12 protein-coding genes are annotated in these 13,699 nt (G+C 71.7%); 6 read left to right on the top strand and 6 right to left on the bottom strand.

What is annotated here, in order from left to right; all coding sequences use genetic code 11:
* Positions 1-11: 11 nt before the first annotated feature.
* Positions 12-1,493, bottom strand: coding sequence for a ribonuclease G (gene rng, locus FQY64_RS09110; RefSeq protein ID WP_146473954.1), 1,482 nt, complete (start codon positions 1,491-1,493; stop codon positions 12-14).
* Between the two features lie 21 nt (positions 1,494-1,514).
* Positions 1,515-2,108: a Maf family protein gene (locus FQY64_RS09105; protein WP_146473953.1), complete on the bottom strand. Its 594-nt coding sequence runs from the start codon at positions 2,106-2,108 to the stop codon at positions 1,515-1,517.
* Between the two features lie 123 nt (positions 2,109-2,231).
* On the opposite strand from FQY64_RS09105, the gene FQY64_RS09100 reads away from it, so the two are divergent.
* The 4 genes from FQY64_RS09100 (at position 2,232) to FQY64_RS09085 (ending at position 7,818) form a co-directional block, all read left to right on the top strand.
* Complete coding sequence (locus FQY64_RS09100; protein WP_146473952.1) at positions 2,232-2,966, top strand: SIMPL domain-containing protein; 735 nt, start codon at positions 2,232-2,234, stop codon at positions 2,964-2,966.
* A gap of 1 nt (position 2,967) precedes the next feature.
* Positions 2,968-3,195 carry a hypothetical protein gene (locus tag FQY64_RS09095; protein ID WP_146473951.1) on the top strand — a complete coding sequence of 76 codons (228 nt, stop codon included), beginning with the start codon at positions 2,968-2,970 and terminating at the stop codon, positions 3,193-3,195.
* A gap of 383 nt (positions 3,196-3,578) precedes the next feature.
* Entirely contained in the window at positions 3,579-4,241 is a 663-nt protein-coding gene (locus tag FQY64_RS09090; RefSeq protein ID WP_146473950.1) for an energy transducer TonB, read from the top strand.
* Positions 4,242-4,497: 256 nt separating this feature from the next.
* The gene (locus FQY64_RS09085; protein WP_186760911.1) at positions 4,498-7,818 is read left to right on the top strand and encodes an autotransporter family protein; all 3,321 of its coding nucleotides are present in this window, start codon (positions 4,498-4,500) and stop codon (positions 7,816-7,818) included.
* Positions 7,819-8,010: 192 nt separating this feature from the next.
* On the opposite strand, the gene folP is transcribed toward FQY64_RS09085, so the two are convergent.
* The 3 genes from folP to rlmE all read right to left on the bottom strand — a co-directional run bounded on the left by folP (position 8,011) and on the right by rlmE (position 12,027).
* Positions 8,011-8,910 carry a dihydropteroate synthase gene (gene folP / locus FQY64_RS09080; RefSeq protein WP_146473948.1) on the bottom strand — a complete coding sequence of 300 codons (900 nt, stop codon included), beginning with the start codon at positions 8,908-8,910 and terminating at the stop codon, positions 8,011-8,013.
* A gap of 493 nt (positions 8,911-9,403) precedes the next feature.
* A complete protein-coding gene (gene ftsH / locus FQY64_RS09075; RefSeq protein WP_386112931.1) occupies positions 9,404-11,254 on the bottom strand; it encodes an ATP-dependent zinc metalloprotease FtsH in 1,851 nt (616 codons plus the stop codon).
* Positions 11,255-11,394: 140 nt separating this feature from the next.
* On the bottom strand, positions 11,395-12,027 hold the full coding sequence (rlmE, locus tag FQY64_RS09070; RefSeq protein ID WP_146473987.1) for a 23S rRNA (uridine(2552)-2'-O)-methyltransferase RlmE: 633 nt from the start codon (positions 12,025-12,027) through the stop codon (positions 11,395-11,397).
* A gap of 85 nt (positions 12,028-12,112) precedes the next feature.
* Between rlmE and yhbY the strand changes: the two genes are divergently transcribed.
* Positions 12,113-12,421 carry a ribosome assembly RNA-binding protein YhbY gene (yhbY, locus tag FQY64_RS09065; RefSeq protein ID WP_146473946.1) on the top strand — a complete coding sequence of 103 codons (309 nt, stop codon included), beginning with the start codon at positions 12,113-12,115 and terminating at the stop codon, positions 12,419-12,421.
* A 9-nt stretch (positions 12,422-12,430) separates the two neighbouring features.
* Positions 12,431-12,811, top strand: coding sequence for an Mth938-like domain-containing protein (locus tag FQY64_RS09060; protein WP_146473945.1), 381 nt, complete (start codon positions 12,431-12,433; stop codon positions 12,809-12,811).
* 404 nt (positions 12,812-13,215) lie between these two features.
* Here the strand turns inward: FQY64_RS09060 and FQY64_RS09055 are convergent.
* The coding region (locus FQY64_RS09055) for a murein hydrolase activator EnvC family protein (protein ID WP_146473944.1) at positions 13,216-13,699 on the bottom strand (484 nt) is incomplete at its 5' end.

The following is a 13,699-nucleotide window of genomic DNA, read 5'->3' as shown; positions in this document are numbered from 1 at the left end:
GATTCCCCACCCTACAGGAGCACCACATCGAACTGCTCCTGCGCGTACTGGTCGTCGGCCTGGAACCGGATGGTCTTGCCGAGGAATTCCTCCAGCTCCGCGACCGCGGCGGATTCCTCGTCGGTGATGCGCGCGACCACCTTCGGCGAGGCGATCACCAGCAGCCGCTGCGCATCGAACTGGCGCACCTGCCGCACGATGTCGCGGAAGATCTCGTAGGTGACCGTTTCGGGCGTCTTCACCGAACCGCGGCCGCCGCACTGGCTGCACGGCTCGCACAACTGGCGCTCCAGGCTCTCGGTGGTGCGCTTGCGCGTCATCTCCACCAGGCCCAGCGGCGAGAACTCGTACACGGTGGTCTTGGCGTGATCGCGCGCGAGCGACTTCTCGAGCTGGCGCAGCACCTGGCGGCGGTGCTCGGGATCGACCATGTCGATGAAGTCGATGATGATGATCCCGCCGAGATTGCGCAGCCGCAGTTGGCGCGCCACCGCCTGCGCGGCTTCGAGATTGGTGCGGAACACCGTCTCCTCGAGGTTGCGCTGGCCGAGGAACGAGCCGGTGTTGACGTCGATGGTGGTCATCGCCTCGGTCTGGTCGATGACCAGGTAGCCGCCGGACTTCAGCGGCACCTCCTTGTCGAGCGCGCGCTGGATCTCGTCCTCGACGCCGTACAGATCGAAGATCGGCCGCGCGCCGGGGTAATGCTCGATCTTCTCCGCCAGGCCGGGCATGTACTGCGCGGCGAACGTGCGCAGCTTCTCGGAGGTCTCGCGCGAATCCACGCGCACCTTCTCGACGCCGCGGCGCATCAGGTCGCGCACCGCACGCATCGGCAGGCTGAGGTCCTCGTACACGCGCTCGCCGACCCGCGCCTGCTGCGCGCGCGATTCGATCAGCGCCCAGGCGCGGCTGAGGTAGGCGATGTCCTCGGCGAGCGCCTCGGCCGGCTGGCCTTCGGCATTGGTGCGCACGATGTAGCCGTGCTCGCCGCCGGGCGTGAGTTCGTGGACGATGGCCTTCAGCCGCGTGCGCTCGGCTTCGTCCTCGATCCGCGCCGACACGCCGATCACCCGCGTGCGCGGCAGCAGCACCAGGTAGCGCGAGGGCACGCTGAGCTGGGTGGTCAGGCGCGCGCCCTTGCTGCCGATCGGATCCTTCACCACCTGCACGACGATCTCCTGGCCCTCGCGCAGCAGCTCGGTGATCGGCCGCGTCGGCGCCGGCGGCAGGCTCTCGCCGTCGCCGGGCTCGGCCATCGCCATCGGCTTGACGATGTCGCTGGCGTGCAGGAACGCCGCGCGCTCCAGGCCGATCTCGACGAACGCGGCCTGCATGCCGGGCATCACCCGCTGCACCTTGCCCTTGTAGATGTTGCCGACCACGCCGCGCCGCCAGCCGCGCTCGATGTGCAGCTCCTGCAGCATGCCGTTCTCGACCACGGCCACGCGCGTCTCGCGCGGGGTGACGTTGATCAGGATCTCCTCGGTCACGCGTCCACCCCGGCTGCGGCCTCAGCCGCCATCGCGCGCCGCCGCCAGCGGCCCCAGTCCGAATTCGGCCAGCAACGCCGCGGTCTCGTGCAGCGGCAGCCCCATCACGCCGGAAAAGCTGCCGTCCAGGCGGGTGACGAACACCTCCGCGCGGCCCTGGATGCCGTAGGCGCCGGCCTTGCCGTCGGCCTCGCCGGTGGCGACGTAGGCGGCGATCTGCGCCTCGCTCAGCGCGGCGAAGCTCACCTCCGACACGCTCACCGCCTGCACTTCGCGCTGGTTGGACATCAGCGTGACCGCCGACACCACGCGATGCGTGCGGCCGGACAGCCGGCGCAGCATGCGCGCCGCGTCCTCCGCGTCGGCCGGCTTGCCGAACACCTCGTCGTCGAGGATCACCTCCGTGTCCGCGCCCAGCACCAGCGCGCCCGGCGTCGCCACCACCTTCAGCAGGCCGGCGCCGGCCTTCTCGCGGGCGACGCGGCGCACGTAGTCCTCGGCGGGCTCGCCGGGCGCGCGCTGCTCGGGAATGTCCAGATCGAGCACCCCGAACGGCAGGCCCAGACGGCCCAGCAGCTCGCGGCGGCGGGGGGATTTCGAGGCGAGATAGAGCATCGCCGGAAGCATAACCCGCAGCGAGCGGCGCCCGCGTCCGGCGCGGCGCGGCGACCCCATTCCGGCTCACCGCTCGTTCACCGGAGCGGCAACACCCTTGCCGCATTCACACAGGAGTGAGAAATGACCCCGACTCTGCGCTCGCTGGCCCTCGCCGCCGCGCTCGTCCTTGGAGTGCCCGCCATGTCCGCCCAGGCCCAGACCGTCCCCGCCGTCGCCTTCGACGGCACCCTGCTCTCGGTGTCGGCCCAGGGCGAGGTGCGCCGCGTGCCCGACATCGCCATCGTTTCCGCCGGCGTGACCACCGAAGCCGCCGACGCCAACGCGGCGATGCGCGCCAACGCCGAGCGGATGGACAAGGTCGTCGCCTCGATCCGCGCCGCCGGCATCGCCGAGCGCGACATCCAGACCAGCGGCATCAACCTGTCCCCGCAGTACCAGTACGGCGAGAACGTGCCGCCGCGCATCAGCGGCTACCAGGCCACCAACACGGTCTCGATCAAGGTCCGCGACATCGCCAGGACCGGGCGGATCCTCGATGCGCTGGTCGCGGTGGGGGCCAACCAGATCAGCGGCCCCAGCTTCGACATCGACAAGAAGGACGAAGCGCTGGACGAGGCCCGCAAGGACGCGATCGCCAAGGCGCGCGCGCGCGCGGAGCTGTACGCCGGCACGCTCGGCATGCGCGTGCGGCGCATCGTCAGCATCAGCGAAGGCGGCGGCATGCTGCCGCCCCCGCGTCCGGTGCCGATGATGGCGATGGCGCGCGCGGAGAAGATGGCCGCGGACACGGTGGTCGCTCCCGGCGAGAACGAGCTTGCGCTCACGCTCGAAGTCGTCTTCGAACTGGGGAAATGACATGAGCACGCACGATCCGCACGAGCGCGACCGCCAGGCCGGCGGTCCGCTGCCCTCGCCCGACCCGCGTCCCGGCCGCAATCCCGGCTACGACGAAAGCCAGCCGCGCCATCCGGGCGAACGCGACATCCCCGGACGCGGCGAGTACGCCGGCAAGCAGCCCAACCCCGAGGCCGGCGGCCTCGAACGCCCGCCCGGCGCCGACCCGGACCTCACCGGCAGCGCCTGAACCGCCCCCGGCCCGCGACGCGGGCCGGAGGGTTCGCATCCTGCCGCTGCCGGCGCTTGCGCGGCGTCCGCACATCCGCGTTGCCCGCGATCGACGCGCCTGGCGCCTGTGCGCGCAGCGCCATCCGGATCGCCCGCCTGCACTCGGCGTTCCCGCGCTCTGCCGACAGACTCGGTCGAGCGACGCGATGTCGTTGCCGCTTGCAGCGGGCGAAGGCGCTGCCGCGTCGCCCGTGCGCGCAGGCGCGAACCCGCGGACGCCGGTCCCGCCTGCATCACGTCGCGCGCGATTCGTCGCCCGCCCGTCGATCGCGCACAACCCCACCCCGCGTTCTCGCCCGTTCGCCACCTGCGAGCGCATCGCGCGCGCAACCGGAGGTGGCCATGTCGCACGCTGCATTCCCCCCGCATACCGAACTCGACCGCGGCCGGATCGCCGCGATCAGCGGCGCGGTGCTGGTCAACGCACTGCTGTTCCTGCTGCTGCTCGCGCCGATGACGCCGCCGGCGCCGTCGCCGCACGCGGACGACACGCTCGTCATTCCCATCGTCGAGCGGGCGCGCCCCGTGCCACCGCCGCCGCGTCCGGTGCCGGTCGAACGCCCGCAACCCGTCCGGCCGATGCCCGAGCGCGTGCATCGCCCGCAGCCGGTCCCGCCGCCGGCCGCCGAGCCCGCGACCGATCCGCAGCCCGGCGATCTGCCGGCCCAGCCGACGGACGCCGCGAGCGGAGCCGTCGCGACCACGCTGGAACCCGAGCCGCCCGGCTCCGGCACCCATCTGGCCTACCGCCACGCGCCGCCGCCGCCGTATCCGCCGCAGGCCGTACGCCAGGGACTCACTGGATCGGTGCTGCTGCGGGTGACGGTCGACATCGACGGCACGCCGATCGAAGCGGCGATCGAACGCAGCAGCGGCCATCGCCTGCTCGATCAGGCCGCGCGCCGCCATGTGCTCGCGCGCTGGCGCTTCGAACCGGCGATGCGCGACGGCATGCCGATCCGCGCGGTGGGCCTGGTGCCGGTCGACTTCGTGCTCGAACGCTGAGCGAAGACGGCACGCACCGCGAAGGATGGATCGAGGCGAGCCGCGAAGCGCGCTTCGCGGCTTCACCTCGTCACGACGCGCGACTAGAATGCCGCCCGCGCCCACGGAAGGGCTGCGTCAGGCGATGCGCGACACGCACGGAACCGCGTGTCCCGCTCGCGTTCCGCGTTCCTTCCTGGACGCCCGCGCCGCACCGGCGCGCGATCGACCTGCGGCCACGCCGCAGCACATGGATCCCAGGAAGGAACGAAAAGGAATGCAACGCTCGATTCTGCGCCACCCTCTGGCGCTCGCCATCGCGGGCGCACTGGTCTCACTTGCCTCCCCTCCCGCCCCCGCGCAGTCGCTGATCGTCGAGGACGGCAGCACGCAGACGGCTTCCGGCCGCTACGACACCCGCAGCGCTCCGGCGCTGCGCGCCGCCAACCCCGGCAGCACCATCGTCGGCGACGGCGTCACCGTCGACAGTTTCGGCGCGGTGCTGCCCGCTCCGCACGGCGCGGTGCAGGCCGAGAAGGAAGGTCGCATCGCGCTGACCCGCGCGACCATCAGCACCCGCGGCCACAAGGTGCGCGCCGCGTCGGCGACCGACCGCGGCCGCGTCGAACTTGCGGACGCCACCATCAACGTCGACGCCCGCGACGGCTACGGCGTGTACGCCGGCAGCGGCGGCACCGCGCGCGTGGAGCGCGGCACGATGACGGTGACCGAAGCGGCCTACGCGTTCGGCGCGACCGGCGCCGGCAGTCGCGTGGAGGTGTCCGGTACGCAGGTGAACATGCTCAACGGGACGGCCTCGTTCGGCGCGCGCGCGCTCGACGGCGGCACGGTCACGCTCGACGACGTGCAGTACGACATCGCCGTCGGCGTGGCCCTGCAGGCGCTGGGCGCGGGCAGCCGCATCGAGACGCGCAACGTCCGCGTACGCATGGACTCCACCGGAACGCACTTGCAGGAGTTCGACTTCCCCTACCACGCCGTGGGCGCGCGCGGCGGTGCGACCATCCGGCTCGGCGAAGGCACCGACATCGAACTGGCGGGGGAGGGAGCGTCCGGCGGCAGCGCCCTGGTGATTTCGGACGGCGCGGGCACCAAAGTCGAGCTCGAAGGCGCGCGCGTCGCGGTGGCCGGCAAGATCGACTGGCAGACCCAACGGATATCCGGCCTGTACGCCCGCGATGGCGGCACGATCGCCGTCCACCGCAGCCGGGTCGAGCTGCCATCGGACCACATCGCCTCGCACTCGGTGCTGCACGCGGAAGGCCGGGGCAGCACCATCTCCGTCACCGACTCGGTGCTGACGGGCCACACCGCCGCGACCGCCGCCAACGGCGGCCACCTGGAGCTGGGCAACGGCACGCGCATCGAAACCACCTACGACGGCATCAACCTGCTCAACGGCGGCCGGCTGACCGCCACCGGCGTCACGCTCGACGTGCGGGCCGGAATCGCGGCGGGCGGCATCGTCCTCACCCATGGCTCGGAGGCCGTGCTCACGGACACGACCATTCGCACCACCGGCACCGGCCTGTCCGCAGGGAACAACGATCCGGACGGCGTCACGACCGCCAGCAACCGGGTCAGCGCGCGCAATTCGCGCATCGAGGCCGGCGCCCAGGGGCTGTGGCTGCGGGGGCCCAGCGAGGTCGAACTGACCAACACGGTCGTCAGCGGGCGCGAGGTCGGCGCCTTGATCGAGGCACGCGGATTCGGCCCGTTCACCAACTCGCTCACCATGACCGGCGGGCGCCTCGAATCGGTCGAAGGTCCGGCGATCTGGGCCGTCGGCGGCGAAACCCGCCTCGTGCTGCGCGACGGCGCCCAGTTGGCAGGCAAGGATGGCGTGCTGGTCCGGGCCAACGGCGCCACCGACCTCACGCTCGACAACGTCGCCCTGCAGGGCCACCTGCGCGGCAACGGCGAAGGCCTGCGCGTGCTGTTCCGCAACGGCGCCTCGCTGACCGGCGAGATCGGCGAGGGCATGCCGGAATGGAAGGGCTGGGCGACGACGCTGGAGGCCGGTACGCAATGGACGATCACCGGCACCTCGATGGTGGGGCCGCTGACTTCGGCCGGCACGCTCGCGTTCGCCGCGCCCGCGGGCGACAGCTTCCGCACGCTGACGGTGAACGGCGACTACACCGGCAACGGCGGCACGCTGGCGTTCAATACCCGCCTCGGCGGCGACGACTCGCCGACCGACCGCATGATCGTGATGGGCAACACCGCCGGTCACACCCGGCTGCGCGTGGTCAACGCCGGCGGCGCGGGGGCGGCCACGAGCGCCGACGGCATCCTGCTGGTGCGCGTGGACGGGCGCTCGGACGGCACCTTCGCGCTCGACGGCCGTGCGGTGGCGGGCGCCTACGAATACTTCCTGCACAAGGGCGGCCTGCGCGATCCGGGCGACGGCGACTGGTACCTGCGCTCGCAGGCCGCCGATCCGGGGAACCCCGGCAATCCGGGCAACCCCGGCAACCCCGGCAACCCCGGCAACCCCGGCAACCCCGGCAACCCCGGCAACCCCGGCAACCCCGGCAACCCCGGCAACCCCGGCAATCCCGGCAATCCCGGCAATCCCGGCAATCCCGGCAATCCCGGCAATCCCGGCAATCCGGGCAACAGCGGCAACCCCGGTGGCGGCACGGTCGGTGCCGGCGGGCCGGTGCTGCGGCCGGAAACCGGCGTCTACCTCGCCAACCAGGCGATGGCCGCCGGCCTGTTCCATCACAGCCGGCAGGACCGTGCGGCCGCCGGCATGACGCAGGAGGAAGCGGCGGGGCGCGGCGGTTGGCTGCGGGTCACCCGCCACCAGCAGGACGGCGTGGTGCAGCCGGGCCAGCTTGCGTGGGACAGCGATGCCTCGCGGATAGAACTGGGCGTGCAGGTGGGCGAGTGGGGCGAGGGCGACCGCCGCGTCCAGGTCGGCGCGATGGCGTCGGCCGGGCGCGCCAGCACCCACGCGCATTCGCTGGTCAGCGGCTATCGCGCCAAGGGCACGATCGAGGGTGCCGCGGCCGGCGCCTACGCGACCTGGATCTTCGGCGCGGACGGTGCCTACCTGGACGGCTGGGTGCAGTACGGCCGCTACCGTCTGGGCGTGACCGGCGACTACCTTCCGAGCGAGCGCTACGACGCGCACGCGTGGTCCGCCTCGATCGAAGCGGGCTATCCGTTCGCGCTGGCGGATGGGCGGCTGGTCCTCGAACCGCAGGTCCAACTGATCCACACCGCGTATCGCACCGACGAGCACGTCGAAGCCAACGGCACCCGGGTGCGCGACGTGGAGACCGACGGCATCACCGGTCGTGTCGGCGTGCGCCTGTACGGCGTGGGCGACGCGCCCGTGCGGCCGTACGCCGCGCTCGACTGGTGGCGCAACGGCCGCCATACCGAGGTCGCATTCGACGGCGAAGGCTTCCGCCTCGACCTACCGCGCGACCGTTACGCGCTGCAGGTGGGCGCTTCCGTCGATCTGGCCGAGGGCTGGAGCGGCTGGGGCCAGATCGGCATGCAACGCAGCGCCGACGAGTTCCGCGACGTGACCGGCGAACTCGGCATCAGCTACCGCTGGTGAGCGCACGCGCAGGCCGCCTTCACGGCGGCCTGCGTTTTCCCCGACGGGATGCGGCGCGAACGGCGCCGTCGCCCGATGGACTCCTCCGTGAGCGGATGTGCCGCGCGGCGCCCGTCCTGCGCGTTGCTCGTGCGCCGGGTTATCGGACAGGGCAGTCGCGGCCGCATGCCGCGCGCTTGCCGTTGTGCGGCTTCAGTCCTCGTCGGGCCACCGGATCGCGGGCGCCGGCGCCTTCGGCGCGCCGGTCGGCAGTGCGGCGACCGCGTCCCACACCTTCAGCGCATCCACCGTGGCGGCCACGTCGTGCACGCGCAGCAGCCGCGCGCCGCGCTGGGCGGCGATCAGCGCGGCGGCGACCGAACCGTGCACGCGCTCGGCGGGCGTCGTGCGTCCGGTCAGCTCGCCGATCGTGCGCTTGCGCGACAGCCCGGCCAGCACCGGCACGCCCAGTTCGCCGAAACGCGCCAATTGCGCGAGCAGCGCCAGGTTGTGTTCGCGCGTCTTGCCGAAGCCGAAGCCGGGATCGATCACGATCCGCTTTTTCGGAATACCGGCCATCTCCGCGGCGAAGATGCGCTCGGCGAGAAAGCGGTGCACCTCGGCGACCACGTCCTCGTACTGCGGCGCCTCCTGCATGGTGCGCGGCTCGCCCTGCATGTGCATCAGCACCACCGGCACGCCGCACGCGGCCGCAATGTCGAGCGCGCCTTCGCGGCGCAGCGCGTAAACGTCGTTGATCATGCCGGCGCCGGCGTCGACCGCCGCGCGCATCACCTCCGGCTTGGAGGTATCGACGCTGATCGGCAGCGCGGTCTCGCGCGCCAGCCGCTCGATCACCGGAACCACCCGCCGCAGTTCCTCCTCGAGCGGGACGTCCTCCGCACCGGGCCGGGTCGACTCGCCGCCGACGTCCAGCACGTCCGCGCCCTCCTCCGCCAGCCGCAGCGCATGCGCGACGGCGGCATCCACCGTCGCATGCCGCCCGCCATCGGAGAACGAATCGGGCGTGACGTTGACGATGCCCATCACCCGCGGGCGGTCGAGGCGCAGTTCGCGGCCGTTGCAGTCGAGCGTGGGAGTCGTGTCGAACATTGCCGGGACGGGATTCGGGATCGGGGACTCAGGATGGAATTCGCGGACTGCGGCGCGCCTCGCGCGTGCGGTTCGTGAGTGTGTTTGCTCGCCGGGAGGAGCGCAATGCCGTCGCGATCACGAGCCTCGGCCTTGGCTGCAGGTGCCAACGGCACGCGTGCGGCGCGAGGCACGGAGACGACGCCCCCGTTCCGTCACCCGGCGCAGGCCGGGGTCCATGTCGCCGTCATGCAGGAATGACGAGCGCCCGGCCGCCCAGCCGCACTCGTCCCGGCGTCCCACCGTGAGCCGCAGAGGCCGCGCAGCTCCCGCCGTCGCCCCGGCGCAGGCCGGGGCCCATGTGGCTTTGGTCGACACGGACAGCAATCCGCCGGCCCGACGAGCCCTCCGTTTCCGCCATGCAATGCATGCAGGCCCCCAACGCGAAACGGCGCCCGAGGGCGCCGTCCGCTGTTGCTCTTACCGATCGAATTCCGATTCCGCATCCCGACCGTCAGGTCTGCGGCGCGGGACCCACCACCGCGCCCGTGCGGCCGGGCTCGTCGTCCTTCGGCGTGCGGCCGGACTTGGACCAGTCGGCCGGCGGGCCCGGACGGCGGCCGGCCATGATGTCGTCGATCTGGGTGGCGTCGATCGTCTCGTACTGCAGCAGCGCCTCGGCCATCACGTGCAGCTTGTCGAGGTTCTCCTGCAGGATCGCCTTGGTGCGCTGGTACGCCTTGTCGAGGATGCGGCGCACGACCTCGTCGATCCTGCGCGCGGTCTCGTCGGAGACGTTCTTGTGCTGCGTCACCGAGCGGCCGAGGAACACCTCGTCCTCCTCCTCGCCGTAGGCGATCGGCCCCATCTCGTCGGAGAGGCCCCACTTGGTGACCATGTTGCGCGCGAGCTTGGTGGCGCGCTCGATGTCGTTGGATGCGCCGGTGGTGACCTTATCGGGCCCGAAGATCAGCTCCTCGGCGACGCGGCCGCCGTACAGCGAGCACAGCTGCGATTCGATCGCGGTCTTGTTGTAGCTGTACTTGTCGCCTTCCGGCAGGTACATGGTGACACCCAGCGCGCGGCCGCGCGGGATGATCGTGACCTTGTAGACCGGGTCGTGCTCGGGCACCAGCCGGCCGACGATGGCATGGCCGGCTTCGTGATACGCGGTGAGCTTCTTCTCGTCCTCGCTCATCGCCATCGAGCGGCGCTCGGCGCCCATCAGGATCTTGTCGCGGGCGCGGTCGAAGTGCTCCATACGCACTTCCTTGGCGTTCTCGCGCGCGGCGAACAGCGCCGCCTCGTTGCAGAGGTTGGCCAGGTCGGCGCCGGAGAAGCCCGGCGTACCGCGGGCGATGGTCATCGGTTCGACGTCGTCGGCCAGCGGCAGCTTGCGCATGTGCACGCGCAGGATCTGCTCGCGACCCTTGACGTCGGGCAGCCCGACGACCACCTGACGGTCGAAGCGGCCCGGGCGCAGCAGCGCCGGGTCGAGCACGTCCGGTCGGTTGGTGGCGGCGATGACGATGATGCCCTCGGTGCCCTCGAAGCCGTCCATCTCCACCAGCAACTGGTTGAGGGTCTGCTCGCGCTCGTCGTGGCCGCCGCCGAGGCCGGCGCCGCGATGGCGGCCGACCGCGTCGATCTCGTCGATGAAGATGATGCACGGCGCGTGGCGCTTGGCCTGCTCGAACATGTCGCGCACGCGGCTGGCGCCGACGCCGACGAACATCTCGACGAAATCGGAACCGGAAATCGAGAAGAACGGCACCTTCGCTTCGCCCGCGATCGCGCGGGCGAGCAGCGTCTTGCCGGTGCCCGGCGGGCCGACCATCAGCACGCCGCGCGGGATCTTGCCGCCGAGGCGCTGGAACTTGGACGGATCGCGCAGGAACTCGACCAGCTCGCCGACCTCCTCCTTGGCCTCGTCGCAGCCGGCGACGTCGGCGAGCGTGACCTTCACCTGGTCCTCGCTCTGCAGCTTGGCGCGCGACTTGCCGAAACTCATCGCACCCTTGCCGCCGCCCTGCTGCATCTGCCGCATGAAGTAGATCCACACGCCGATCAGCAGCAGCACCGGCAGGAAGTTGATCAGCAGGCCGAACAGCATCGACTGCCGCTGCGGCGGCTCCTGCTCGATGGCGACGTCGTGACGCAGCAGGTCGGTGACCAGATCCTTGTCCTCCGGCGCGTAGGTCAGGAACTGCGTGCCGTCCTTGCGCACGCCGCTGATGCTGGTGCCATCGGCGGCGATGGTCACCTCCTTCACCCGGTCGGCCTGCACCTGGGTGATGAACTGGTCGTAGCTGAGCTTCTCCGGCGCGCCGCCCATGCGCGGGCTGAAGGCCTGGAAGACCACCATCAGCACGACGGCGACCACCACCCACAGCACCAGATTCTTGGCCAGATCGTTCATCACCCTTCACCGCGCCGGAGGGCGCACCAGGCCGCTCGCGCGGCTCGACAGTTGATTCGGAAAGTCCTACGGTCCAAGCATGCACCTTACTTCATGACCGCCCGCTTGCCCTGTGCCAGGGCATACACCTCCGGCGAGCGCTTGCGCGAGGCCTCGGGTTTCCGGATCGCCACCCTTTCATAGCGGCGGCGCAGCGCCCGGATGTAGTCGTCGAAGCCGACGCCCTGGAACAGCTTGATGAGGAAGGTGCCGCCCGGGCGCAGGTGGCGGTCGGCGAAGTCCATCGCCAGCTCGGCCAGGTGCAGCGCGCGCGGAAGGTCCACCGCATCGACTCCGCTCATATTGGGGGCCATGTCGGAGAGCACAAGATCGACGGCTTGACCGTTCAGCGTGGCCTCCAGCCGCGCCAGCACGTCGTCGTCGCGGAAATCGCCGTGGATGAACTCCACGCCGGCCAGCGAGGGCATCTCAAGGATGTCCAGCGCGATCACGCGGCCGCCGTCGCCCAAGGCCTGCCGCACCCACTGCGACCAGCCGCCCGGCGCGGCACCCAGGTCCACCACCACCATGCCGGGCTTGAGCAGGCGGTCGCGCTCGACCAGCTCCTCGAGCTTGTACGCGGCCCGCGAACGCATGCCCTCCGCCTTCGCCTTCTTCACGAAGGGGTCGGAAAAATGTTCCTTCAGCCAGCGGTGGCTGCTCTTGCTGCGACTCGGCATGCGGGCGGACTCGATGGGCGGGCATGATACCCTGACCGCCTCGCGCCCACGGCGGCGCGGCCTCGTTCCCTCCTCCCCGGTGTCCATGTCCCTGAACCTCACTTCGGCCCAGACCCGTTTCCTGCGCGGCCAGGCGCACGACCTCAAGGCGATGCTGCAGGTGGGCGGCAAGGGGGTGACCGACGCGCTGGTGGCCGAGGTCGACAACGCCCTGGAGCACCACGAGCTCATCAAGGTGAAGGTCGCCGCCGAGGACCGCGAAGCGCGCGACAGCATGATCCGGACCCTCGCCGAGCGCACCGGCGCGGCGCTGGTGCAGCGCATCGGTCACACCGCGGTGCTGTATCGCCCCAGCCGCGAGCGCCCACGCCAGATCGTGCTGCCGCGGCCCTGAGGTGCGGCCATGCCGTTGAACTGGGAACGGCCGGATTACGAATTCCAACTGCGCGGCGCCGACGGCGCCTGCGCGCGCGTGAACGACCGGCGCCTGGAGACGAGCTTCGCGATCGCGCCCGACCGCCTGATCGAGCACTGGCCGGTCGCCGACGTGCGCGCCATGTCCACGGCGGATCTGGAACCGCTGCTGGCGTTGCAGCCGGAGGTGGTGCTGCTCGGCAGCGGGGCGCGCCAGGCGTTTCCCCCGGCCGAGGTGATGGCCGCCTGCCTGCGCCGCGGCGTGGGCCTGGAGGCGATGGACAACGCCGCCGCCGCGCGCACGTTCAACGTGCTGGCCGGCGAAGGACGGCGCGTTGTGGCGGGGTTCGTGCTCGGCCCGGCGGTCTGACCCGGATCCCCGCGAACATCACCCCGCCCCGCCTGCAGCGAGCGGTGGCTGTCGAAGCGCGCGCGCCCGCCACTCTCCACTCACGCGCGCCCCGGGCCTGTCGAGAGGCGCAATGCCAGCTGGCCGGGCCGTCCGTGGTTCGGCTGATCCACCCCGAGCAGGATCGGAGCTCGGGCGTTCACGACCCACGCCCGCCCGCCGCGCTGCGGCGGGCGGGGGATCCACCGCACATCCACCGGCGCTGCCGCCTAGGGCTTCGCAGGCAGGTACTGCAGCGGATCCACCGGCTTGCCGTTGTGGCGGGCGAGCCGGCGCTGCTTGCGGCCCACCGGGCCGCGCGCCGGCGAGCGCCCGCCGCGCTGCGGCGGGCGGGGGATCCGCCGCACATCCACCGGCGCTGCCGCCTAGGGCTTCGCAGGCAGGTACTGCAGCGGATCCACCGGCTTGCCGTTGTGGCGGATCTCGAAGTGCAGCATGTCGCGCGCCGCGCCGCTGCGGCCCATCTCGGCGATCTGCTGGCCGGCCTTCACCAGTTGGCCCTCGTTCACCAGGCGCCGGCGGTTGTGGCCGTAGGCGGAGAGCCAGTTGTCGTCGTGCTTGACGATGATCAGCTCGCCGTAGCCGACCAGCCCCGCGCCCGAATACACCACGGTGCCGTCCGCCGCGGCCCGGACCGGGTCGCCGCCACGGCCGGCGATGTCGATGCCCTGGCGTGTCGGGTCGCCGGCGGCGAAGCGGCCGATCAGGGTTCCGTCCGCAGGCCAGCGCCAGGCGATGCCGCTCTGCGCGGGCGGCGCGGCCGGACGCGCCGGCGCCGCGGGGGTGCCGGCGGACGGCGTGGCCGGTGGAGCGGCCGGGCGCGTGGAAGGCGCGGCGGGCCGCGACGCG

The organism is Vulcaniibacterium thermophilum (assembly GCF_007923255.1).
Classification (GTDB): domain Bacteria; phylum Pseudomonadota; class Gammaproteobacteria; order Xanthomonadales; family Xanthomonadaceae; genus Lysobacter_F; species Lysobacter_F thermophilum.
Note: the sequence above shows the minus strand (reverse complement) of the source record. Positions and strands in the feature narration are given on the sequence as shown.